At 74.2% G+C, this 23,050-nt stretch carries 15 protein-coding genes; 3 read left to right on the forward strand and 12 right to left on the reverse strand.

Going from position 1 to position 23,050, the window contains the following annotated elements:
• Window positions 1–19: 19 nt before the first annotated feature.
• Window positions 20–430: a DUF3224 domain-containing protein gene (locus tag O7622_RS22195; protein ID WP_282310120.1), complete on the forward strand. Its 411-nt coding sequence runs from the start codon at window positions 20–22 to the stop codon at window positions 428–430.
• 64 nt (window positions 431–494) lie between these two features.
• Here O7622_RS22195 and O7622_RS22200 read toward each other — a convergent pair whose 3' ends face one another.
• The 11 genes from O7622_RS22200 to fabD all read right to left on the reverse strand — a co-directional run bounded on the left by O7622_RS22200 (window position 495) and on the right by fabD (window position 14,172).
• Window positions 495–2,051: an ABC transporter ATP-binding protein gene (locus tag O7622_RS22200; RefSeq protein ID WP_282310122.1), complete on the reverse strand. Its 1,557-nt coding sequence runs from the start codon at window positions 2,049–2,051 to the stop codon at window positions 495–497.
• Window positions 2,048–2,839, reverse strand: coding sequence for an ABC transporter permease subunit (locus O7622_RS22205; protein ID WP_282310123.1), 792 nt, complete (start codon window positions 2,837–2,839; stop codon window positions 2,048–2,050). Before O7622_RS22205 ends, O7622_RS22200 begins: the two co-directional genes overlap by 4 nt.
• Window positions 2,836–3,792 carry an ABC transporter permease gene (locus O7622_RS22210; RefSeq protein ID WP_121684474.1) on the reverse strand — a complete coding sequence of 319 codons (957 nt, stop codon included), beginning with the start codon at window positions 3,790–3,792 and terminating at the stop codon, window positions 2,836–2,838. Before O7622_RS22210 ends, O7622_RS22205 begins: the two co-directional genes overlap by 4 nt.
• Window positions 3,789–5,345, reverse strand: a complete 1,557-nt coding sequence (locus tag O7622_RS22215; RefSeq protein WP_282310124.1) for an ABC transporter substrate-binding protein — start codon at window positions 5,343–5,345, stop codon at window positions 3,789–3,791. The genes O7622_RS22210 and O7622_RS22215 overlap by 4 nt, the downstream gene beginning before the upstream one ends.
• A 104-nt stretch (window positions 5,346–5,449) precedes the next feature.
• A complete protein-coding gene (locus O7622_RS22220; RefSeq protein WP_282310125.1) occupies window positions 5,450–6,634 on the reverse strand; it encodes an NAD(P)/FAD-dependent oxidoreductase in 1,185 nt (394 codons plus the stop codon).
• 6 nt (window positions 6,635–6,640) lie between these two features.
• Window positions 6,641–7,879 carry a beta-ketoacyl synthase N-terminal-like domain-containing protein gene (locus tag O7622_RS22225; protein ID WP_282310126.1) on the reverse strand — a complete coding sequence of 413 codons (1,239 nt, stop codon included), beginning with the start codon at window positions 7,877–7,879 and terminating at the stop codon, window positions 6,641–6,643.
• On the reverse strand, window positions 7,876–8,106 hold the full coding sequence (locus O7622_RS22230) for a phosphopantetheine-binding protein (RefSeq protein ID WP_013287026.1): 231 nt from the start codon (window positions 8,104–8,106) through the stop codon (window positions 7,876–7,878). The genes O7622_RS22225 and O7622_RS22230 overlap by 4 nt, the downstream gene beginning before the upstream one ends.
• Window positions 8,103–9,068: a chlorinating enzyme gene (locus O7622_RS22235; protein WP_282310128.1), complete on the reverse strand. Its 966-nt coding sequence runs from the start codon at window positions 9,066–9,068 to the stop codon at window positions 8,103–8,105. The genes O7622_RS22230 and O7622_RS22235 overlap by 4 nt, the downstream gene beginning before the upstream one ends.
• Before the next feature lies 1 nt (window position 9,069).
• Window positions 9,070–10,932, reverse strand: coding sequence for a non-ribosomal peptide synthetase (locus O7622_RS22240; RefSeq protein ID WP_282310129.1), 1,863 nt, complete (start codon window positions 10,930–10,932; stop codon window positions 9,070–9,072).
• A gap of 3 nt (window positions 10,933–10,935) precedes the next feature.
• The gene (locus O7622_RS22245) at window positions 10,936–11,877 is read right to left on the reverse strand and encodes a DUF6039 family protein (protein WP_282310130.1); all 942 of its coding nucleotides are present in this window, start codon (window positions 11,875–11,877) and stop codon (window positions 10,936–10,938) included.
• Window positions 11,878–11,922: 45 nt separating this feature from the next.
• The gene (gene fabD, locus O7622_RS22250; protein WP_282310131.1) at window positions 11,923–14,172 is read right to left on the reverse strand and encodes an ACP S-malonyltransferase; all 2,250 of its coding nucleotides are present in this window, start codon (window positions 14,170–14,172) and stop codon (window positions 11,923–11,925) included.
• Between the two features lie 112 nt (window positions 14,173–14,284).
• Here fabD and O7622_RS22255 point away from each other — a divergent pair, with 112 nt between their 5' ends.
• Together O7622_RS22255 and O7622_RS22260 are read left to right on the forward strand one after the other, a co-directional pair.
• A complete protein-coding gene (locus tag O7622_RS22255) occupies window positions 14,285–20,818 on the forward strand; it encodes a non-ribosomal peptide synthetase (RefSeq protein ID WP_282310132.1) in 6,534 nt (2,177 codons plus the stop codon).
• Window positions 20,815–21,552 carry an alpha/beta fold hydrolase gene (locus O7622_RS22260; protein ID WP_282310133.1) on the forward strand — a complete coding sequence of 246 codons (738 nt, stop codon included), beginning with the start codon at window positions 20,815–20,817 and terminating at the stop codon, window positions 21,550–21,552. Before O7622_RS22255 ends, O7622_RS22260 begins: the two co-directional genes overlap by 4 nt.
• Before the next feature lie 78 nt (window positions 21,553–21,630).
• Here the strand turns inward: O7622_RS22260 and bioA are convergent, their stop codons facing one another.
• Entirely contained in the window at window positions 21,631–22,992 is a 1,362-nt protein-coding gene (bioA, locus tag O7622_RS22265; RefSeq protein WP_282310134.1) for an adenosylmethionine--8-amino-7-oxononanoate transaminase, read from the reverse strand.
• Window positions 22,993–23,050: the final 58 nt, after the last annotated feature.

Consider the following 23,050-nt stretch of genomic DNA (forward strand, 5'->3'; position numbering starts at 1 on the left):
ACGGAAGGAATGAGACAAGGTGAGCACCGCGACTGCTTCATTTACGCTCGACTCCTGGGACGAAGACGAGTGGCAGGAGACCCCCGACGGCATGAAATTCTCGCGGGCCTCGGTCACCAAGACGTATTCCGGTGAACTCGAGGGCACCAGCCGCGCGCAGTTCCTGTTCGCCTATGGCAAGGGCGGCGCCGGATACGTCGGTCACGAAGTGATCGAGGTGTCGATCGACGGTTCCAAGGGCAGTTTCATGCTCCAGCACCAGGCCGTCGGGTTGATGAGCGACGAGGAGGGCGGCGCCGAGTGGCACATCGTGCCGGGGACCGGCACCGAGGGGCTCGCCGGCATCCAGGGCACCGCCACCATGCGCAAGCTGGAGGACGGCAGCCACACCTTCACGCTGAACTACGAACTCCTCGGCGAGCTCGTCTGACGCGCTGAGATCGAGGCGGAGGGCCGCCACCGGGAATCCGGTGGCGGCCCTCCGCCTCGGGCTGTCACGGCACGTCCGCCGCCGCCGTGACGGGCCGGGCCGCGTCCAGCAGCACCCTGCTCGCCTCGTGGCGCGGGTTGCCGAACACCTGCTCGACGGTCCCCTCCTCGACGATCCGCCCGCCGCTGAGCACGGCGACCCGGTCCGCGTTGCGGGCGATCACACCGAGGTCGTGCGTCACGATGAGCACCGCCAGGCCCAGGGTCCGCCGCAGCGAGTCGAGCAGGGCCAGGACCGAGGCCGCCACCTGGGCGTCGAGGTTCGACGTGATCTCGTCGCAGACGAGCACGTCGGCCCCGGCGGCGAGCGCGCGGGCGATCGCGACGCGTTGCCGCTGCCCGCCGGACAGCTCCCGCGGCAGCCGCGACGCCAGCTCCCCCGGCAGGCCGACGAGCCCCATCAGCCGGCGGGTCTTTGCCGCCACCGCCTCGGCCGTCATCCCACCGGCCAGGCGGACCACCCGCCCGATCGCCGCGCCCACCGGCCGCCGCGGGTTCAGCGACCCGCCGGAGTCCTGCGGGATGAGCTGCATGCGGCGTCGCTGGTGCACCGGCCGGCGCCCGAGCGTCGGCTCCAGGACCTCGCCGGACAGGGTCACCCGGCCCGAGCTGGGGCGCAGCGTTCCGACGACGGCCCGGGCCAGCGTCGTCTTGCCGCAGCCCGACGTGCCGAGCAGGGCCAGCGCCTCGCCGGCGCGCAACCGCAGGGACACGTCGTCCAGGACGACCCGCCCACCGCGTGGCACGGTCAGCCCGGACACGGTCAGGACCTCCGCGCCCCGCACCGGCGTGGCGACGCGGCGGCGCATCTCGGCCGGCAGGTCCGGCACCGCGGCGAGCAGGTCCCGGGTGTACGCGGCGGCCGGGCGGGTGAGCACCTGGGCTGTCGGTCCCTCCTCGACCACGACGCCGCCCCGCAGCACGATCAGGCGATCGGTCATCCGGGCGGCCGCGGCGAGGTCGTGGGTGACGAACACGACCGCCAGCCCGCGGTCGGCGGAGAGCCGGTCCAACTGGTCGAGCACCTGCTTGCGCACCAGCCCGTCCAGGCCCGTCGTCGGCTCGTCCAGCACCAGGCCACGCGGGTCGCCGGCCAGCAGCCGGGCCAGCGCCAGGCGTTGCTGCTGGCCGCCCGAGAGCTGGTGCGGGTACCGGCGCAGGAAGGCCGGGTCGCCCGGCAGGCCCACCTCGACCAGCCCTCGGCTCACTGCCGCATCGGCCCGGTCCGCGGCCAGTTCCCGGATCTGCGCCCGGACCCGCAGCGTCGGGCTCAGCGCCGACGGCGGATCCTGCGGGAGGTACGCCAGCACCCGCCGCCGGACCCGGCGTACCTCGGCACCGGAGGCCGTCAGCACGTCGTGCCCGTCGACCACCACCGTGCCCCCGGCCACCCGCAGTCCGCGGCGTACCGCGCCGACGAGGGCCATCGCCAGCGTCGTCTTGCCCGCCCCGGACTCGCCGACGACGGCGACCCGCTCACCCTCGGCGACGCGCAACGACAGGTTCTCCAGGACGGCCCGGCCGGTGGTGTCCTCGACCCGCAGCCCACTGATCTCGATCATCGCAGCACCCGCCCGACGATCCGGTCGATGCCGAGGTTCGCGGCGACGGTGAGCACACCGAGCAGGATCGCCGGCACCGCGACGCCCCACGGGGTGAGCTGGATGCCCTCCACGTTCTGGCTGATCATGGCCCCCCAGTTCGGGCCGCTGGAGCCGAAGCCGAGGAACGCCGCCGCCGCCGTCAGCGTGACCGCGATGGCGAGGCGGGTGCCGAAGTCGGCGAGCACCGGCCGGACGATGTTCGGCAGGATCTCCCGGACGATCACCGACAGGTGCGAGTCGCCGCCGGCGTAGGCGGCCACCACGTACCCGTCCTCGACCGCCCGGAGCGTCTCGGCCCGGGTGACCCGGGAGACGAACGGCGTGCCGGTCAGCACCACCACGATGATCATCGTGGTGGCGCTGTACCCCCAGCCGTGCAGCAGCACCAGCAGGATCAGCACCGGTGGCAGGCCCAGCAGCAGGTAGTCCAGCCGGGACACCACGGCGTCGGTGATCCCGGCGAAGTAGCCGCCGAGCAGACCCAGCACCAGACCGAGCACGGTGGCCAGGATCGTCGCCACCACCGGCACGGCCACCAGCGGCCGGCCACCGGCCAGCACCCGGTCCAGCACGTCCCGCCCGGCGCTGTCGGTGCCCAGCGGGCTGCCGGCCGCCGGTGCGCTGTAGGGCAACCCGACGATCCGCTCCGGCTCGCCGGCGAACAGCGGGCCGAACAGCGCCACACCCAGCACCAGCAGCACCACGACCACGGCCGTCCCGGCGAGCAGCCACCGTGCGGCCCTCATCGGGCGGCCACCCGCAGCCGGGGGTCGACCGCGAGGACGAGCAGGTCGGCCACGATGAACGAGACGAGGATGATCGCGGCGAGGAGCAGCCCGACCCCCTCCAGGACCGCGGTGTCGTGGTTACGGACCGCCGCCACGAGCGTCTGCGACAGGCCCGGGTAGTTGAAGACCACCTCGACCACCGTGGTGCCACCGAACAGCCCGGACAGTAACCACGCGAACGTCTGCGCGCACGGCGGCGCCGCCGCGGGCAGCAGGTGCCGCGCCACGACCACCCGCTCGGGCAACCCGGCCAGCCGGGCCGCCTCGACGTGGGGCATCGCGTCCGCGTCGATGACAGTCGCCCGCACGATCCGGCTGGCCCACGCCGCGCCGAACAGCGTCAGCGCGGCCACCGGCAGCACCAGGATCTCCGGCCGGTCCAGCGGTCCGCCGCCCAGCGGCGGCAGCGAGATCGCCGGCAGCAGCGGCCACAGGTCGGCGAAGACCAGCACGAGCAGACCGGCGGTGACGAACTGCGGGATCGACACCGCCACCACCGCGACGGCCGACACCGCCCGGTCCACCCGGCCGCCCGGCCGCAGCCCGGTGAGCAGCCCCAGTCCCATCGCCAGCGGCACCGTCACCGCCGCGGTGAGGCCGACCAGGAGCCCGGTGGCGGCCAGCGGCTCGGCCACGACGTCCACCACCGGCCGGTGCATCGAGGTGCTGGTGCCCAGGTCGAGGCGCAGCGCCGCGGTCCCCCACTCGACGAACCGCACCGGCCAGGGCCGGTCGACGCCGAGTTCGGCCCGGCGCTGCGCGACCTCCTCGATGGTGGCGTCGGGCCCGAGTGACGCCGACGCGGCGTCACCCGGGAGCACCTCCGAGCCGGCGAAGAGCACCACCGCCACCGCGAACAGCGTGGCCACCGTCGCCAGCAGCCGTCGGGCCAGGAACCCGAGCGCGGTCACGCCGGCCCGGTCGCCCGGTCGAACAGCTGGACCGACTGCATCGTGCGGACCCCGCTGATCCCCTTACGGGCGGCGTCCAGCTGCTCCTGGAAGCCCCACAGCAGGTCGCCGCCCTCCTTGTAGAACTCCTCCTGCAGCGCCTTGAACGCCTCGGCGCGGGCGTTGTCGTCGACAGTCGCCTGGGCCTTGGCCAGCCGCGCCTGGTAGGCCGCCGACGTGCCGGTGACGTTGAACGGCGCCTTGCCGTGGGTCACCGCCGACAGGTGCACGGCCGCCGGCCGGTTGACGTAGTAGAACGCCTGGAACGGGTGCGTGGCCAGCGTCATGAGGTCGGCGTAGTAGGCGTCGGGCGAGATCTCCTGGAGGGTCAGCTCGACGCCCGCCTCCTTGAGCTGCTGGGCCATCAGCCGGCTGGCGTTGAGCATGCCGGGGACGATCTCGCCGGTCCGCAACGTCAGCTTCGTGATCCCGGCCTCGGTGAACAGCCGCTTCGCCTGCTCCAGGTCACGGGCGCGCGCCGGCAAATCGGCGTAGCCGGGCAGGCTCTTGCCGACCACGTCGTCGGCGGTCGAGCCGAGCCCGAGCAGCGCGTTGTCGACGAGCGCCTGCCGGTCCACCGCGAGCCGGACCGCCTGGCGGACCCGGACGTCGTCGAACGGCGCGAGCTTCTGGTTCATCGCGAACGACAGCGCGTTGGCGTTCGCCGGACCACCGCGTACGACGGTGAGCTCGCTGTTCGCCGCCTCGGTCTTCGCGCCGGTGGAGCTGATGCTGACGGCGTAGTCGACCTGTCCCGCCTTCAGCGCAGACAGCCGGGCGCCGGCGTCGAGGATGCCGACGATCTGGAGTTCGGCGACGCTCGGCTTGCCACCCCAGTACTGCTCGTTGGCGACCAGCCGGGTCGTGGTGCCGTTACGCTCGGCCAGCCGGTACGGGCCCGAGCCGATCGGCTTGCTGAACTCGGTCATGCCGGCCGGGAAGACCGGCGAGAAGACGACGAGGACGGCTTCCTTGAAGTCACCGCGGGGGGTCAGCAGCGGGACGGTGACGGTACGGTCGTCGACGGCCGTCACCTTGGCGAGGTCGACGTTGGCGTAGACGGAGGCCCGGTTGCTGGGCTTGGCGCCGAGCGTACGGATGCTGTGCACCACGTCGGCCGCGGTGACCGGCTTGCCGTCGTGGAACGTCACCCCGGAGCGCAGGTTGATCGTCCACACGCTGCCGTCGGCGTTCGGCTGCACCGACTCGGCGAGCTGGTACTTGTACTCGCCGTTGTCGAGCACCATCAGCGAGTCGTACACGTGCCGCATGACGATGAGGGTCGCGCCGATGCTGGTCAGCAGCGGGTTGCCGGCTTCGGCGTCGGTGACCGCGTTCGGCGCGCCCACCTTCAGTACCGCCAGCGACCCCCCGCCGGCCGCCGGCGACGGCTGCTCGTCGTCGTCGCCGCAGGCCGACAGCAGCGGCACGCCGGCCACCGCGGCGCCCGCGACGAGCCCCATCCGGAGCAGCGCGCGGCGATTGAAGGGCGAGTCGTAAGGGGTGGGCGACATGGTTCCTCCACAAGGGTCGTGCCGGTGAGGTCGGATCGCAAGACGTCTGCGGATCTGACGGTCGCCGATCACCGGCACGGGTGTCTGCTCAATAGGGCGCGGTGTCAGGGGGCCGTCGGGGCGGACATCAGCGCCATCAGTTCCGGTGTGTACAGCTCCCGCAGCGACGCGATCCCGGCCACCGCGTCGAAGTAGCGGGTGGTCAGTTCGGGGCTGCTGCCGACGGCGCGCAGCAGCGCACGGCGCTTGTCCCGGGCCTCGGCCTGGGCCACCAGCAGGGTCGCCTGGTAGTTCTCCATCAGCCGCTGCTCACGTTCCCGGTCGTAGTCGGCCAGCGCGGCGTCCAGCCGTGTCCGGTCGGCCAGGTGCTCGCCCACCGACTCGGCGAGCAGGTCGGCCTGCATGAACGCGTCGGAGATGCCGCGCGCGGTCAGCGAGTCCTTGTGGTGGCCGGCGTCGCCGGCGAGCGCCCAGCCCGGGCCGTGCGCGCGGCGGAAGAAGTTCTGCTGGTCACCCGTGCCGTGCACGCCGCCGACCTGCCGGCCGCGCTCCATCTGCTCGTACAGCCGCGGCGCGTTGGTCCGCACGTTGTCGAGGTAGGCCGCGCGCGCGTCGTGCCGGACCTCGTCGAAGCGCTGCTGCGGGTAGTAGGCGGCGATGAGCACCGCGCCGTCGTTCGTCGGCACCGCGGACACCCAGCCGGTGTCGCCCTCGTACATCTCGAAGTGCGTCTTCGGCCCGTCCCAGAACGCGTAGTACGCGCAGGTCAGCGGCGGGTGGGACGTCGTCGTGGGCGCGCCGGTGAGCCCGGCGACTGTGGAGCGCATCCCGTCGGCGCCGACGACCAGCGCGGCCCGCTCGTCGCCGCGGTCGGTACGTACCCCGACGACCCGGTCGTCCTCCCACAGCAGGCCGGTGACCCGGCAGTCGTCGCGGAACTCGGCGCCGGCGTCCACAGCGGCGCCGGCCAGCAGCGGGTCCAGGATCGAGCGGCGGGGCGCGTACGCCGCGCGGATGCCGTCGATGCCGCTGCAGCAGCCCTCGACGCGCACGTCACCCAGCTCGTAGACGACGTGGTCCAGCGGCGGGCAGCCGGTGGCCCGAATCGCGTCCAGCAGACCCCAGCGGGCCAGCCGCGCGACGCCCGGCTGCTGGATGTAGAGCGTGGAGAGCTTGTCGGCCGGGAAGGCGCTGCGGTCCAGCAGCAGCACCCGGTGACCCTGGCGGGCCAGGAGCATGGCGGTCGGCGCGCCCGCGCAGCGGGCCCCGACGACGACGACGTCGTACATGATCGTTCAACCTCCATCGGCGGTACGGGCGAGGACCACGGCCGTGTTGATGCCCCCGAAGCCGAAGCCGGTGGACAGCGCGTACCGCAGCCGGGCGGGCTCGGGCCCGGCGCCGGCGAACCGGATCCGGGCGTCGATCGGTCGGGCCAGGTTCGGGTTGGGGTGCACGAAGCCGCCGGTGAGCTGCGCGACGGTGGCGACGGCCTCGACCACCCCGGCCGAGCCGAGGCAGTGACCGGTCAGCGCCTTGGTGGCGTTCACCCACGGCCGGCCGGCGGCGGCGCCGAACACCTCGTGCAGCGACGCGAGTTCCGTCTCGTCGCCCAGCCGGGAACCGGTGGCGTGGGCGTTGACGTAGTCCACCTCGTGCGGGGCCAGCCCCGAGGCGGCCAGGGCGGCCCGGATCACGCGGGCCTGCCCGGCCGCGTCGGGGTCGGCGAGCCGGTTGGCGTCCAGGCCGAGGGCGTACCCGGCCACCGTCGCCAGGACCGCCGCACCGCGCCGGGCCGCGGCGGCCGGGTGTTCCAGCACCAGCGCCGCGGCGGCCTCGCCGGGGACGAAACCGCGCCGGTCGTGGTCGAACGGCCGGCAGGCGGCAGCCGGGTCGCCACCCGGCTCGGCGAGCGCACCGAGCACCGCGAAGCCCCGGTGGTGCATCGGTGTCAGCTCGGTGACCGCGCCGACCAGGACGCAGCAGTCCACAGCGCCGGCGGCGACCAGCCGGGCGGCGTGCACGATGCCGACGTTGCCGCTGGCCGAGGCCCCGCCGACGGTGAAACCCTCGCCGGTCGCGGACAGCACCTCGCTGAGCGTCCCGACGTGGTCGGTGTCCTGGACGTGCAGGGCGAACCGCGCCGGCAGGTACGCCGGCCGTTCCTGCCAGGTCCGGTACAGCTCGTGCGTGTACCGCGCGGTCAGGTTGTGCCCGGCCACCACGACGCCGACCCGGTCGCCGGGGATCCGGGCGCCGGGCAGGCCGGCCCCGGTCCACGCCTGGAGCGCCGCCGCGACGGCGGCCCGCACCGGCTGCGGCGCCCGCGCCGCGGCCCGGACCGCCCGGCGGCGCAGCGGCTCGGGCACGCCGGCCACCGCGTCGTCGAACGACCACCCGGTGATCGGCGCGGCCAGGCCGTCAGCGGTGCCGACGACACCGCTGCGGCCCGCCCGCAGCGCCGTGGTGAACGACGGGACGTCCGCACCGATCGCGCAGACGATCCCGGTGCCGGTCACCGCGACCGTGCTCACATGTGCGTCCGCAGCAGCTCGACGATCCGGTCGAGGTCGTTGACGTCGCGGAACTCGGAGATCGGCACCACGATGCCGAGCCGCTCCATGGCCAGCGTCACGACCTCGGCCCGGTCGATGCTCGTGCAGCCGAGGTCGCTCAGCGTGCGCCCGGCGGTGACGCTCGCCGGGTCGACGTCCGGGACGACCTCGACGAGGCTCGCCTTCACGACCTCGAAGACGGTCATGCCGGTGACACCCGCGCCCCGGAGCGGTCCCGCCGGGTGAACCGGTGGCCCCGCGTGGTCTCGGTCGCCATCCGGTTGCGCGGGTTGCCGTTGTGGCCCGCGACGAGGACCGAGCCCCAGCGGTCCAGCGACACGGCGCCGCCGTACTCCTCGATGACGTCGGTGTCCGGGTAGACGTCCACCGACACCGGCACGTACCGGCCGGCGAAGCCGAGCCGCATCTCCTCGGTGCGTCCCGCGTGCGGCAGCGACGCGTGCATCAGCGTCGACCAGAACATGATCGCCTCGCCGGGCCGCATCACCATCGACACCGCCCTGGACTCGTCGGGCTTCCAGTCCGGGTCGATCTGCAGCTCGCGGTAGTCGTAGCCGAAGAAGCCGCGGCGCACGCCGTCCTTGTCGGTGCTGTTGATGGAGGACGGGTCGTAGTGCATGCGCTTGGTCTCGTCGTAGAACATCGTCCGGTGGGTGCCCGGGATGAACTGGAGGCACCCGGTCTCCTCGTTGGCCTCGGTGAAGGCCGTCCAGACGGTGATCGTGCCGCCGAAGTCCTTCGCGTCGCCGGGCCAGAGGATCTGCGGCTTGCCGGAGGCGTTGGCGAACGTGTCGGCCTGGTGCCAGTCGGTGCCCTCGTCGCCGGGGTACTTGGGGAAGAACTCCGACCGCCAGCACTGCACGTCCGGGCCGAGCACGCTGACGACGCGGTCGACGATCCGCGGGTGGCAGACGTGGTCGGCCAGGAACTCGTTGTCCAGGTGCCGGTCGTAATTGGAGATGTTGGTGTTCCCGGAGAGCGCGGCCTCGTCCTGGTAGACCGCGTGCGAGCGGTCCAGCAGGCGCAGCCGTTCCCGCCGCCACCGCCGCTGCATCTCCTCGACCTCGTACACCGGGAACGGGCCGAAGTACCCGTTGCGGTGGAAGTCGGCCAGCTCCTGGTCGGTGAGCGTGTAGTCGTCCTCCATGTCATCCTCCTACCTGTTGCAGGGAATGGTGGCGTCGGGACGCGTCCACCACCTCGGCGAGGCACCCGACCGTGGGCTCCTCCATCTCGGCGCCGGTCAGCGCGATGCCGAACCGGTCGTTCACCATGGCCACGATCCGGGCGAGGGCCAGCGACGTGGCGCCCAGGTCGAACAGGTCGCCGTCCACCGGCACGTCGCGGCGCAGCACCTCGTCGGCGATGGCCTTCACCCCGGACACGGCGTCGTCGCCGGCCGGTTCGGCCGGTTCGGCCAGGCGGTCCAGGACCGCCACGTCGGCTTTGCCCTGCACGGTGAGCGGGATGTCGGCGACCACGTGGAAGCGGGACGGCCGCAGATAGCCGGGCAGGTCCGCCACGGTCGCGGCGAGGTCCGCCTCGGTGAGCGCGGACGGGTCCGCGCCGGGCGGGGGCGCGACGTAGGCGACCAGGCGTACGTCGCCCTCGCCGAAGTCCTGGGCGGTCACCAGCGCGGTGCCGACGCCGGGGTGCGCCAGGACCGCCGCCTCCACCTCGCCCGGTTCGATCCGGTAGCCGCGGACCTTCAACTGCCTGTCGACCCGGCCGAGGTAGACCAGGTCGCCGTCGGTCCGCACGGCCCGGTCCCCGGAGCGGTACCAGCGCTCACCGCCGGACTCGGCGAAACGCTCGGCGGTCAGCTCCGGCTGGTGCAGGTAGCCCCGCGCCAGCCCGGCGCCCGCCACGTACAGCTCCCCCGGCGTGCCGTCCGGCACCGGCGCGCCGGTCTCGTCGCGCAGCTCGATCCGTACGCCGGGCAGGGGCCGGCCGATCGGGCTCACCGACGGCCGGTCGAGGTCCGCCGCGACGATCCGGCGGGCGGTGGCGTGCACGGTCACCTCGGTGATGCCGTACATGTTGACCAGTACCGGCCGGTCGTCGCCGCGCCTGGTGATCCACGGCGCCAGCATCGCGACGTCGAGCCGCTCGCCGCCGAACACCACCAGGCGCAGGTCGTCCGGGCCCTCGTCGGCCAGGTAGGCGGCGGCGAGCTGGCGGAACGCCGAGGGGGTCTGGTTGAGCACCGTGACCTGTTCGCGCCGCACCAGGTCCAGCATCAGCGCCGGGGTCCGGGCGACGCGCCCCGGTACGACGACGAGCCGGCCGCCGGACAGCAGCGCCCCCCACAGCTCCCAGACGGAGAAGTCGAAGCCGATCGAGTGGAACAGCGTCCACGTGTCGTCGCCGCCGAAGCCGAACCGCTCGGTGCCGTGCTCCAGCAGCGCCACGACGCTGCGGTGCGACACCTCCACGCCCTTCGGCGCCCCGGTGGAACCCGACGTGTGGATGACGTACGCGGGGTCGTCCGGCCCGGCCTCACCGGCGGGCTCCCGCACCGCGTCCGCGCCGGCGGCCCGGTACGCCGGGCCGGCACCGGCCGCGGCCTCGCCGGCCGTGCCCTCGCCGTCCGTGTCCTCGTCGTCGGTGTCGTCGTCGCCCTCGCTGTCGTCGGCCCACAGCACCGGACCCGACCACTCCGCGAGCGAGTCGGCGGTCCGGGTCACCGCCACCGTCACCGGAACCCGGCTGCCGGCCAGCACGGCCGCGACCCGCGCGGCCGGATGCTCGGCGTCCACCGGCACGTAGGCGCCGCCCGCCTTCACCACCGCCAGGACGCACACGACCAGGTCGACCGAGCGGTCGACGCACACCCCGACGTGGACGCCGGGGCCGACCCCGTACCCGCGCAGCCGCTCGGCCAGCTCACCGGACAGGCGGTCCAGCTCGCTGTAGGACAGCCGGTGATCGCCGCAGGTCACCGCGATCCGGTGCGGCTGTTCCGCCGCCCGCCGGGAGAAGACCGTGTGCAGGCAGTCAGTCACGGGCATCGGTCACCGCTCCGTCTTGGTGGCGTACATGCCCCAGTGCTGGGGCGTGAGCGACAGGTCGGACAGGCTGGACTGGACGAACATCCGTTCCCAGCCGCCGCCGCCCTTCTCCTCCGGGATCCACTGGCGGGTGAACACCTCGCGGGTGGCCGGATCGCTCATCGCGCGGACGCCCATCAGCGTGTAGTACGAGCTGAGCGACTTCAGGTGGATGAAGTGGTGGATGCGGTCGGACCGGCCGAACGCCTCCTCGTACAGGTAGATGGTGGCGTGGCCGGCTAGCACCCGGTTCCAGCTCTCGCACAGCGCCCGGGCGAACGCGCGTCCCTCGGCCCGGAACTCGTAGCGCAGCTCGCCGGTGCGGTGCATGAGGATGCCGCAGGTGGCGGAGTTGAGCTGCTCCTCGACCGGCACGTCGGTCTGGAGCTGCGCGGTGGGTACGGTGAACGTGGCGGCGCCGTCGCTGGTCCGCACCGAGTCCGGCGTCTCGTCCGACGTGCCGTACATGCCGAAGGCCGACGGGATGAGCACCGTCTCGTGCAGGTCGCCGTCGAGGAACATCCGGTCCCACGTGCCGCCGCCGCGCGCGGGGTCGATGCGCTGGCGCATGATGATGTCCCGCCAGCCGGCGTCGCGGCTGCCCATCTCGATCAGCGTCTCGTACGCGTGCAGCGACTTCAGGTGCATCAGCCAGTGGAGGCGGTCCTTCGTGCCGAAGGTCTCCTCGTAGACGAACACCGTGATGATGCCGGCGTAGTTGGTGTTGAGGTACTCCGACAGCTCACGGGCGAACTGCCGGGCCTCGGAGCGGAACTCGGCACGCAACTGACCGACCCGTTCGACGATCACGCCGGCGTTGCCCGAGTGCAGGATCGCGGCCCGGTCGATCGAGGTCTGGGCCTGGGCGGTCGGCAACACGAACGGCGGACTCGATGTGGTGGTCATCGGAGACTCCTTCGCTTCGGCTGGTTCGGTGGGCGCCCGGACACGCTAGTCAGCATCGGACCAGCGGCTCTGCTCACTAATGGCCACCGGCGGACAGTGCCGGCGCAGGACGTCGGCCGCCCCGCGCATCAGCAGCTCGGCTATGACGTCGACGTGCCGCAGCCGCCAGTCGGCCAGTTCGGTGCCGCGCACGTACCTGTTGAAGGCGCCCATCGCCGGCCCGGTGTGGACCTGGAAGTTCGCCCGTTCGGTGGTGTCGCCGCGCAGCGCCACCTCCGTGGCGTGGGCGAAGTACCACTTGAACGCCAGTGCCATCCGCCGTCGCGGGCCGGCCCGCTCCACCTCCGCGGCCCGGCCGGTGTCCCGGTAGTGCCGCTCGGTCTCCCGCCACACCTGCGCGAACGGCCGGCGGAAGGTGGTCCGTTCCACGGCGTCGCGGATCGCGGCGGGCACCTCGTCCCAGGTGTCGTAGCGGTGGTAGAGCTGGAGCAGCTGGGTGGCCCGCGCCGCGAACATCGTGCCGCGCCGCAGCACCTGCACGCGGGAGCCGATCTCGAACGTGTCACCGGCCGGCGCGTACGCCGTGTCCTGGATCCCGGCGCCCGCCAGCAGGTCCTTGACCTCGGGTGACGTCCCGGCCTCGGGCGTGGCCTGGTTGATCGACCCGGTGACCACGAAGTCGGCGCCGAGCACGAACGCCGCGGCGACCGACTCCGGGGTGCCCAGACCGCCCGCGGCGCCGACCCGGATCCGTTCGTGGTAGCGGTGCCGGAGCATCTCCGCGTCCCGCAGCAGGGCGAGGTCCGGCACGAGGGTGAGCGCGGACCGCGCGTCGGTGTGCCCGGCCGAGTCGGCCTCGGCGCACAGGTCGCCGCTCACCGGCAGCCGCGCCGCCGCGGCGGCCTCCCCGGCGGACAGCGCACCCTCGGCCACGAGAGCGGCGAGCATCGCCGCCGGCGGCGGGGCCAGGAACGCGGCCGCCACCTCGGGCCGGGACACCTTCGCCACGACGTGCCGGACGGCGACCGGGGTGCCGTCGGCCGTCAGGTGCGCGCCGGCGAAGCGGAACCGCACCAGGGCCGCGGTGACCCCGGTGTACCCGGCGGCCTCGACGTAACGCACGTCGTGCCGGACGTACAGCTCCGCCAGCGCCGACTCCAGCGCCGGGTTGTCCGGCATCGCCAGCAGGTTCATGCCGAAGCGGCCCGGACCGGGATCCGCCGTGAGCGAGCGCAGGACCGCCTCGACCTCGTCGCGGTCGAAGCCGCCCGCGCCGAAGAAGCCGAGCAGGCCCGCCTTGCCCAGGCGGGCGACCATCGCCACCGAGCTGATCCCGCGGTACATCGAGCCGGCGAGGTAGGACCACGTGACGCCGTAGTCGGCGCGGAACCGCTGGCAGCCGAGCGCCGCCGGTCCCGGATCACCGCCGTCCGGCACGGCCGGCGCCGCCGCGAGCACCGGACGGAACAGGTCCGTCAGCACCCGGCCCGGACCCAGCTCGCGCACCGTGCGCACGCCGTGGCCGACCAGGTACGCCATGGTCTCGCGCCACCGCACCGGGCGGCGCAGCTGCACGGCGAGCAGGTCGGGCAGCAGCAGCGGGTCGTGCGGCCGGGCGGTCACGTTGGAGATCACCGGCACCCGCGGCGGCGCGAAGCGGACCTGCGACAGCACCTCGGCGAACTCGCCCGCCGCGGCGCGCATGTACCGCGAGTGGAACGCGGCGGCCACCGGAAGCGGGACGCACCGGCCCAGACCGGCGCCGGTGACCGCCCGCGCCACCGCCGACAGCGACTCGCGCGGGCCGGAGAGCGTCACCTGGCCGTCGGCGTTGTCGTTGGCGACGTCCACGTCGTCGACACCGGCGTCGGCGAGCACCCCGGGCAGCCGGTCCAGCCGTTCGCCGAGGACGGCGAGCATGCCGCCGCCGGCCGCCCGGGCCATGATCTCGCCGCGGCGGCACACCAGGCGCAGCGCCTCCTCGAAGTCCAGGCAGCCGGCCGCGAACAACGCCGCGTACTCGCCGAGGCTGTGCCCGGCGAGGTAGTCCGGCGGCGGCTCCTCGTCGCGTGCCGCCAGGTAGGCCAGCGCGCCGACGACGAACAGCGCCGGCTGGGCGTACCGGGTGTCGCCGAGCAGGGTGTCGTCCCGGCACAGCCGGGCCACCGGTACGCCGATGATCCGGTCGGCGGCGGCGCACTCGGCCGGGAAGCGGTCGAACAGGTCACCGCCCATGCCCCGGCGCTGCGCGCCCTGCCCCGGGAACACCCAGGCGGACTTCGGTCTGGAGGACACGACTTGGACTGTCCGGCCCCACCGGACGGACGTGCTGCCCAGAGTTGAGCAGCACGTCCGGTCCGGTGCCGCTTAGGTTGCGGCGAACGCCGGCCTTCGGAGCGGGGAGCGCATGAACGAGCAGACCGCCATCCCGGACCGCGTGGAGATCGTCCTGGACGTCCTGTCGGGCGTGCTGCCGGCCGGGGTCACAGCGGACGCCGACACGGCCCTGGGCGACCTGGGACTCGGTTCCCTCGCCGCCGCGCGGCTGCTGCTGGAGGTCGGCGCCGCGTTCGGCACCGAGCTGCCGACCGACGCGCTGCGCCGCTGCGCCACCGCCCGGGAGCTGGCCGAGCTGGCCGTCCACGCCGCGCCCGCCGGCGCGGGGCTGCGTCCCGGCGTACGCCCCGAGCCCGCGCGGCGGCACGAGCCGTTCCCGCTCACCCCGCTCCAGGAGGGGTACCTGCTGGCCAAGGCGACCGGTCTGCCCGGCTGCCACCTCTACCGCGAGTACGACATCCCCGAACTGGACGTGGACCGCCTGCGTGCGGCCTGGGGGCGGCTCGTCGGGCACCACGAGGCGCTGCGGCTCGTGCTGACCCCCGACGGGCGCCAGCGGGTGGCCGAGCGGCCACCGGACTGGACCATGCCGGTCGGCGCCGACGCCGAGGACGTACGCCGACGCCTCTCCCACCACTCCTACGGCTCGGCCGACGAGCCGTTGTGGACGGTCGAGGTGACCCGGGCCCCGGACGGCGGCGGTGTGCTGCACCTCAGCGTCGACGCGGCGATCGTCGACGGCGCCGGGCTGGAGCTGCTCGTCGGGCAGCTCTGGGCGCTGTACGACGACGCCGGGCGCGAGCTGCCCGCCCCCGGTACCGGCCTGCGGGACCTCGGCGTGGCCCTCGCCGCCCACCGCGACGGCGACGGGTACCGCGCCGGCCTGGAGTACTGGGCCGCCGCGCTGCGCGACCTGCCGCCCGGACCCGCCCTGCCCACCTCCGGCGCGGAGCCCGGCCCGGTGCGGGTGCCGTACACGGCGGCGCTGACGCGACGCGAGTGGGCCGCGGTGACCGCGTACGCGGGCGATCTCGGCGTCTCACCGACCGCTGTGGTGCTCACCGCCTTCACCGAGGCGCTGCGGCGGGCCGGAGCCGACGCGGCGTTCTCGCTCGTGCTGACCACGAACAGCCGGCTCTGGCTGCCCGCCGAGGCGGCGGGTGTGCCCGGGCCGTTCACCTCGACCACCGTGTTCGTCGCCGAGACGGCGACCGGGCGGCCGTTCGCCGAGGCCGCCCAGGCGGTCCACGACCGGCTGCGCCGCGACCTCGAGCACGCCGACGTGCCCGGTGTGGCCGCGCTCCGTGAGCTGCGGTCCCGCCGGCTGCCGGTCCCGGCGCAGCTACCGGTCGTGTTCACCAGCCTGCTCGACGTGGGCGGGACCGGCGCCGACGGCCGGTACGCGGTCAGCCAGACCACCGGCGTCACGCTCGACGCGCAGATCGGCGAGCGCGACGGCGAACTGCGCGTGCGGTGGGACGTCGCGGAGGACGCCTTCGGCCCGGGCGTGGTCGCCGCGACCTTCGCCTGGTTCGTCAACACGCTGCGCTGGCTGCGGCCCGTCCCCGACGACGCCGGCCGGCCCCTGAACGACCTCCAGCAGGCGTACTTCGTGGCCCGGACCACGGGCGGCACCGGCCCGTGGAGCGGCTGCCAGGTGGTGCACGCCTTCGCCGTGGACCGGCTCGACCTGCCCCGGCTGGAGGCGGCCTGGCTGGGCCTGCTCGCCGCGCACGAGCCGCTGCGGACCGTCGTCACCCCGGACGGACGGCTGGTCACCCGCGAGGACGTGCCGGACCGGTGGCACATCCCGGTGACCGGACCGGACGAACCGGGCGGCGCGCCGTCGTGCGACGCGGTGCAGCGGGACATGGTGGGCCGGGCCTTCCCGCTCGGCCGGCTCCCCCAGGGTGAGCTGCGCGTCCAGGTGGACGAGGCGGGCGCGGCCACCGTGCACGTGGCGCTGGACCTGCTGGTGGCCGACGGCCGCAGCATCCACCTGCTGCTGCGCGAGCTGATGCGCCGCTACGCCGAGCCGGGCACGCCGGTGGCCGGGCCGCCCCGCGCGCCGCAGGCGGCACCGGACCCGCACGCCCGCCGGTACTGGCGGGACCGCCTGGCCGACCTTCCGCCCGGCCCGCCGATCGAGGCGCACACCGGGCCACGGCGGCGACGTACCGCCCGGGTGCCGGGCTGGACGCGAATCCGGCGACTGGCCCGGGAACGCGGCCTCGCCCTCGACGCGCTGCTCATGGCCGCGCTCACCACGGCGATCGGCACCTGCCACCGTGACCGCTTCGCGGTGCCGCTGGTGCGCTGGACGCCGCGGTCCGAGCCGTTCCGGCCCGCCGAGCTGACCGCGCTGAGCTGGCTGGCCGCCGGCGAACCGGGCGAGGGCCTGCTCGACCTCGCCGAGCGCTACGACCGGCAGATCACCGCCGACGCGGCGGCGGACGGCGCCTCGGGCCTGGCCGAGCTGCGGCGGCTGGTGCTGCGGCGGATGCGCGACGGCGGCGGCGGGTACCCGGTCGTGTGCACCGGGCTGCTCGAACTCGGCGACGTGCCGCTGCCGGACGGCGTGACAGCCGGTCCGTGGCTGACGTGCACGCCCGACGTGGCGCTGGACTGCATCGCGATCGACGAGGGCGACGACACGCTGCGGCTGTTCTGGGACGCCACCGAGGGCGCGATCGGCGACGACGACCTGGACCGGATCTTCGACTCGTACCGGTCGGCGCTGGCCGAACTGGCCGACCTCAGCGACGCCGTGTACGGGTGGAACGACACCGCCGTCGAGTTCCCGCACGCCGGGCCCGTGCACCTGCTGTTCGAGGCCCAGGCCCGGACCCGGCCCGAGGCGGTGGCCGTACGCGGGCGCGGCGGGACCACGTCCTTCGGTGAGCTGAACGCGGTGGCGAACCGGATCGCGGTCCGGCTGCGCGCCGCGGGCGTCGGCGCCGGGTCCGTGGTCGGGATCAGCGTCGTCCGGGGGCCGCTCATGGTCGCCGCCGTGTACGGCGTGCTCAAGGCCGGTGGCGCCTACCTGCCGGTGGAGCCGTCGCTGCCGCCGGCGCGGGCCGCGCTGATGCTCGCCGACGCGGGCGCGGTCGCGCTCGTCACGACGAGCGACCTGGACCTGCCGGCGCCGGGCGGGCCGGACGGGATCGCCGTGGTCCACGCCGACCGGGTCGGTTCCGCAGCCGTGCCGGACCCGGAGCCGTGCACCGGCGAGGACGACCTCGCGTACGTCATCTTCACCTCCGGCAGCACCGGCCGGCCCAAGGGTGTCGCGGTCACCCACCGGGCCGTGCACAACCTCCTGCACTGGGCGCGCCGGACGTTCCGCTTCGGACCGGAGGACACCGGGCTGTGCGTGACGTCGCTCGGCTTCGACCTGTCCGTGTTCGACATCCTCGGGCTGCTGGGCTGGGGCGCCTCGATCTACGTCGCCGACTCCGAGCAGCAGAAGGACCCGGCGCTGCTGCTGGACGTCCTGCTGCGGGAGCCGGTCACGTTCTGGAACTCCGCGCCGACCACCCTGGCGCACGTCGTACCGCTGACCGCCGCGCACCGCGGCGGGCCCGGCACGACCGACCTGCGGCTGGTGTTCCTCAGCGGTGACCACACGCCGCTGTCCCTGCCCGACGAGCTGCGGGCCTGTTTCACCGCCGCCGAGATCGTCAACCTCGGCGGGGCGACCGAGGCCACCGTGTGGTCGAACTGGTACCGCGTCGGGGCCGTCGAGCCCGGGTGGCGCAGCATCCCCTACGGCCGGCCGATCGACAACGCCCGCTACTACGTCCTGGACGGCGACCGGCGCCCGTGCCGGCCCGGCGTCGAGGGCGACCTCTACATCGCCGGGGAGGTGCTCGGTGCCGGTTACCACAACCGGCCGGACCTCACCGAGGACCGGTTCGTGCCGTGCCCGTTCGGGCCGCCGGGCGACCGGATGTACCGCACCGGCGACCGGGCGGCGTTCCTGCCGGACGGCAACCTGACCTTCCTGGGCCGGGCCGACCACCAGGTGAAGATCCGCGGGTTCCGGGTCGAACTCGGCGAGATCGAGCACCGGCTGCGCGGCCATCCGGGCGTCAAGGACGCGGTGGTGGTGGCCCGTGAGGAGGGCGGCGAACGCAAGCTGGTGGCGTACCTGCTGTCCTCCGGTGGCGCCGCACCGGCCGTCCGTGACCTGCGGGCCTTCGCCGCCGAGACGCTGCCCGACTACATGGTGCCGAGCCATCTGGCCGTGCTGGAGCAGTTCCCCGCCACCGACAACGGCAAGCTGGACCGCGCCCGGCTGCCGTGGCCGCTGCCGCCGGTCACGTCGCCGGCCCCGCCACCGGCCGGGCCGCCGGACCCGCCGGGACCGGCTGACGCTCCGCACAAGCCCGGTGTCCGTCAGGTGCTCACGGAACTGTTCGGGGAACTGCTCGGCGAGACCGTCGACCCGGCGGCCGACCTGTGGGACCAGGGTGCCACGTCGTTCACCATGGTCCAGGTCTCGGCCCGGCTGCACGAGCGTCTCGGCACGCGGGTGCCGGTGGCGGCACTGCTGGAGAACCCGACGATCGACGGCATCGCCGCGCACCTGTCGCCCGGCCCGCCCGCGCCCGTACCCGCGGACCCGTCCCCGGCCGTCGCGCCGCCGCCGACGGTCGACGTGCTCTCCCCCGCCGAACGGTCCGCCTTCGCCGCGGCCCGGCTGGACCTGCGCGACGACGGCGAGGCCGTGCCGCTGCCCGGGGAACGCCCGGCGCCACGGCGGTACCGGCGACGGGCCTCGCGCCGCGACCTCCTCGACCGGCCCGTTGCGCTGTCCACCGTGGCGGGCCTGCTGAGCCTGCTGCGCCCACTGCCCGACGGGGACCGGACGCGGCGGCTGTACCCGTCGGCCGGCGACACCTACGGCGTGCAGGTCTACGTCCACGTGCCCGGCGACCGGGTCACCGGACTGCCGGCCGGCGTCTACTACCACCACCCCGACGAACACACACTGCGCCGCATCGGCGACGGATCCGCCCTGGACCGCACCGCGCACTTCGTCTACAACCGGCCGGTGTACGACCGGGCGGCGTTCCAGCTCCTCCTCGTCGGGCAGGCGCGGGCGATCCGCCCGCTCTACGGCGACGACGCCGACCGGTACCTCGCGCTGGAGGCCGGCTACCTCGGCCAGGTGCTGATGGGCGCCCAGGCCGACCACGGGCTGGGGCTGTGCCCGGTCGGCGCGGTCGCCGAGGCGCCGGTCCGCGCCGCGTTGCGGCTGGACGACGACCACGTGTTCCAGCAGGCGTTCCTGTGCGGTCCGGTGACGCGCGACGACGAGGCCGAGACGCCCGGCACCCCCGCCGCCGGGCGGCCGTCCGCCGCCGGGCCGCGCGAGATCGCCGTGGTCGGGGTGGCCGGCCGCTACCCCGGCGCGGACGACGTCGGGACGCTCTGGCGCAACCTCGACGCCGGCCACTGCGCGATCACCGCGCCCCCGCCCGGGCGGGGCACCGGACCGGCCGGTGGCTACCTGTCCGGCCTGGAGACGTTCGACAGCATGGCCTTCGGGATCGCGCCGGCCGAGGCCGCCGTCCTCGACCCGCAGGTACGCGTACTGCTCGAAGTGGTGTGGGCGTGCCTGGAGGACGCCGGCCACACCCCGGCGTCCCTCGGCCGGGTCGGTGTCTTCGTCGGTGTGATGTGGCACGACCACCGGCTCGCCGGCACCGACCGGTGGCGCGACGGCGACCCGGCCCGGATCTCCGGCACCGGCTCCGAGATCGCCAACCGGATCTCCCACACCTTCGACTTCCGCGGCCCGAGCGTCGCCGTGGACACCTCCTGCTCCTCGGCGCTCACCGCCCTGCGCCAGGCGGCCGAGAGCCTCGACCGGGGCGACTGCGACGCCGCCGTGGTCGGCGCGGTCAACCTGCTGGCGCACCCGTACCACGTGGCGGTGCTGCGCGGGCTGGGCCTGGTCGCCGAAACGCCGCACCCGGCACTGGACGCCGCCGCCGCCGGCTGGTCGCCCGGCGAGGGCGCCGGCGCCCTGCTGCTGCGCCGGCTCGGCGACGCGCGCCGGGACCGCGACCGCGTCGACGCCGTGGTGGAGAGCACCTGGGTGGGGCACAGCGGCGCGACGAGCCGCTTCGGCACGCCCGACGCGGCCACCCTCGCCGGGTCGCTCGCCGAGGCGGTGAGCCGGGCCGGGCTCACCGCCGCCGACATCGGGTACGTCGAGTGCGCGGCCTCCGGGGCCGCCCTGTCCGACGCCGCCGAGATCGAGGCCGTGGGCCGCTTCCTGGCCGCCGCCGCGCGCGGTCCCGAGGGGGTACGCGTGCCGATCGGCACCCTCAAGCCGAACCTGGGCCACGCGGAGGCCGCGTCCGGGCTCGCGCAGTTGACCAAGGTGCTCCTCCAGCTGCGGCACCGCCGGCTCGTACCGACCCTGCTGGCGGAGACGCCCCACCCGCTCGTCGACCTCGACGCGCTGCCGGTGCGGTTCGTGCGCCGGCCCGAGCCGTGGACCGGCGTCCCGCTGCGCGCGCTCGTCACCGCGGTCGGCGCCACCGGCACCGTGGGGCACGTGGTGCTGCGGTCCGACGAGGAGGAACGATGAGCGACCCGTGGATCAAGGGCCCGGCCGACCGGGACGCCCCGATGCTGCTGTACTGCGTTCCGCACGCCGGGGGCGGCGGCTCGTTCTTCCGGCCGTGGCGCACCGCGCTGGAGCCGTACCTGGGCGTCTGCCCGGTCGTGCTGCCCGGCCGGGAGTCCCGCCTGCGGGAGCCGCCGTACACCAGCATCGACCACCTCGTGCCCCCGCTGGCCGCCGCGATCAGCGCGCACGCGGACCGCCCGTACGCGTTGTTCGGCCACAGCATGGGCGCGGTGGTCGCCTACGAGACCGCCCGGCGGCTGTCAGCCGGTCCGGGCGGCCCGGCACGGCTGTTCGTCTCCGGCCGGCGCGCGCCGCACCTGCCCGCCCGCCGGCCGGACCGGCACACGCTCGGCGCGGACGAGTTCCTGCCCGCGGTCGCGGCGCTCGGCGGCACGCCGGACGAGGTGCTGCGCCGGCGTGACCTGATGGCGTTGTTCCTGCCGGGGCTGCGCGCCGACTTCGCGGTCAACGAGACGTACCGGCAGTTGCCCGGCCCGCCGCTGCGCTGTCCCGTGTCGGCGTTCACCGGCGACGCCGACCCGGAGGTCGACGTGGTGGAGATGCGCTCCTGGGCCGACGTCACGTCGGCCGGCTTCAGCCTGCGGGTGTTCAGCGGCGGGCACTTCTATCTGGCCGGGCCGCCCGCCGAGCTGGCCGAGGCGCTGCTGGCCGATCTCGCCGTGCGGTCCTGAGGCAGGCGGTCCGGAGACGGTCCGGAGACGACGGAACGGGACGGGCCTTCCGCCCGTCCCGTTGCCGTTTCCCCACGCTCAGGCCGGCAGCGACGCCACGACCTCCTGCGTCGCCTGGAGCAGGATCCGCGCCATCGTGCGCAGCTCATCCTCGGTCATCACCAGCGGCGGCACGATGACGATGGTGTCGCTCGGCGCCGAGTGGATGATCATGCCGAGTTCCCGGCACCGCTCGGTGATGCGCGTCGCGACGCCCAGCTCCATCGGGAACGGCTCGCGCGTCTCCACGTCGGCCACCAGCTCGACGGCGGCCAGCAGGCCGCACTGCCGGACGTCGCCGACGTGCGCCACCCTGCGGAACTTGTCCAGTTCCTCGGCCAGGACCACTGCCTGCGCCTGGCCGTGCCGGATCAGGTCGTCCTTCTCGAACAGGTCCAGGCTCGCCAGCGCCACGGCGACGGCGAGCGGGTTGCCGGAGAACGTGTGCCCGGACAGCAGCATCTTGCCGTCACCGCGGAACGCGTCGAACACCTCCGCCGACGCCATCGTCGCCGTCAACGGCATGTACCCGCCGGTCAGGCCCTTGCCGACGCAGAGGATGTCGGGCGACACGCCGTCGGCCTGGCAGGCGAACATCGGGCCGGTACGGCCGAAGCCCACACCCAGCTCGTCGGCGATGAGCAGGACGCCGTACCGGCGGGCGATCTCGGCGACCCGGGCCAGGTGACCGTCGCGCGCCACGATCATGCCGCTGACGTTCTGCACGCGCGGCTCCACGAGCACGGCGGCGACCTCGTCGCCCTCACGCTCCAGCACCTCCTCCAGCGTGTCCGCGCAGGCCAGGTCGCAGTTGTTGTTGCACAACCCGCAGCGGTACGCGTACGGCTGGGCGAACGAGCTGGTCTCGCGCAGCAGCGGCTGGTAGAAGTTCTTCAGGATCGTCATCTGGCCCACCGACAACGCGCCGATGGTGTCGCCGTGGAAGGCCCCGCCCATGGACACGAACTTGTTGCGCTGCGGCGATCCCTTGAAGACCCAGTAGGAATACGCCATCTTCATCGCCGTCTCCACGGCGCTGGAGCCGGACTCCAGGAACAGCACCTTGTCGATGCCCTCCGGGGCGAGCCGGACCAGCCGGTCGGCGAGTTCCGCCGCGCCCGGGTGGGTCATGCCGTAGAGCGTGGTGTGCGCGATCTTCGCCGCCTGCGCGGCCAGCGCCTCGTTCAGTTCCCGACGTTGGTGGCCGTGGATGTTCACGCCCAGCGAGGAGCCCGCGTCGAGATAGCGGTTGCCGTCGCTGTCCACCAGGTAGACACCCTCGCCGTGGGTGATCACCAGGGGCTTGGCGTTGAGGTAGGCGTCGGTCGGGGTGTACGGGTGCCACACGCGCTGCTGGTCCAGCGTGCGCAGGCGTTCGGTCTCCGTGGTTTCGAGGTCCATGCGTCGGCGCTCCGTCATCGAAGGGAACCAGGACAACACCACGCAGTCCACCGGAGGA

Origin of the sequence: Micromonospora sp. WMMD1076 (assembly GCF_029581475.1) — a bacterium.
GTDB lineage: Bacteria > Actinomycetota > Actinomycetes > Mycobacteriales > Micromonosporaceae > Micromonospora > Micromonospora aurantiaca.

Excerpts from the sequence above, each read along its gene's own strand:
- O7622_RS22200 (WP_282310122.1), bottom strand. The coding sequence starts at position 2,051 with ATGATCGAGATCAGTGGGCTGCGGGTCGAGGACACCACCGGCCGGGCC.
- O7622_RS22205 (WP_282310123.1), bottom strand. The coding sequence starts at position 2,839 with ATGAGGGCCGCACGGTGGCTGCTCGCCGGGACGGCCGTGGTCGTGGTG.
- O7622_RS22215 (WP_282310124.1), bottom strand. The coding sequence starts at position 5,345 with ATGTCGCCCACCCCTTACGACTCGCCCTTCAATCGCCGCGCGCTGCTC.
- O7622_RS22220 (WP_282310125.1), bottom strand. The coding sequence starts at position 6,634 with ATGTACGACGTCGTCGTCGTCGGGGCCCGCTGCGCGGGCGCGCCGACC.
- O7622_RS22230 (WP_013287026.1), bottom strand. The coding sequence starts at position 8,106 with ATGACCGTCTTCGAGGTCGTGAAGGCGAGCCTCGTCGAGGTCGTCCCG.
- O7622_RS22235 (WP_282310128.1), bottom strand. The coding sequence starts at position 9,068 with ATGGAGGACGACTACACGCTCACCGACCAGGAGCTGGCCGACTTCCAC.
- O7622_RS22240 (WP_282310129.1), bottom strand. The coding sequence starts at position 10,932 with ATGCCCGTGACTGACTGCCTGCACACGGTCTTCTCCCGGCGGGCGGCG.
- O7622_RS22245 (WP_282310130.1), bottom strand. The coding sequence starts at position 11,877 with ATGACCACCACATCGAGTCCGCCGTTCGTGTTGCCGACCGCCCAGGCC.
- O7622_RS22255 (WP_282310132.1), top strand. The coding sequence starts at position 14,285 with ATGAACGAGCAGACCGCCATCCCGGACCGCGTGGAGATCGTCCTGGAC.
- O7622_RS22260 (WP_282310133.1), top strand. The coding sequence starts at position 20,815 with ATGAGCGACCCGTGGATCAAGGGCCCGGCCGACCGGGACGCCCCGATG.
- bioA (WP_282310134.1), bottom strand. The coding sequence starts at position 22,992 with ATGGACCTCGAAACCACGGAGACCGAACGCCTGCGCACGCTGGACCAG.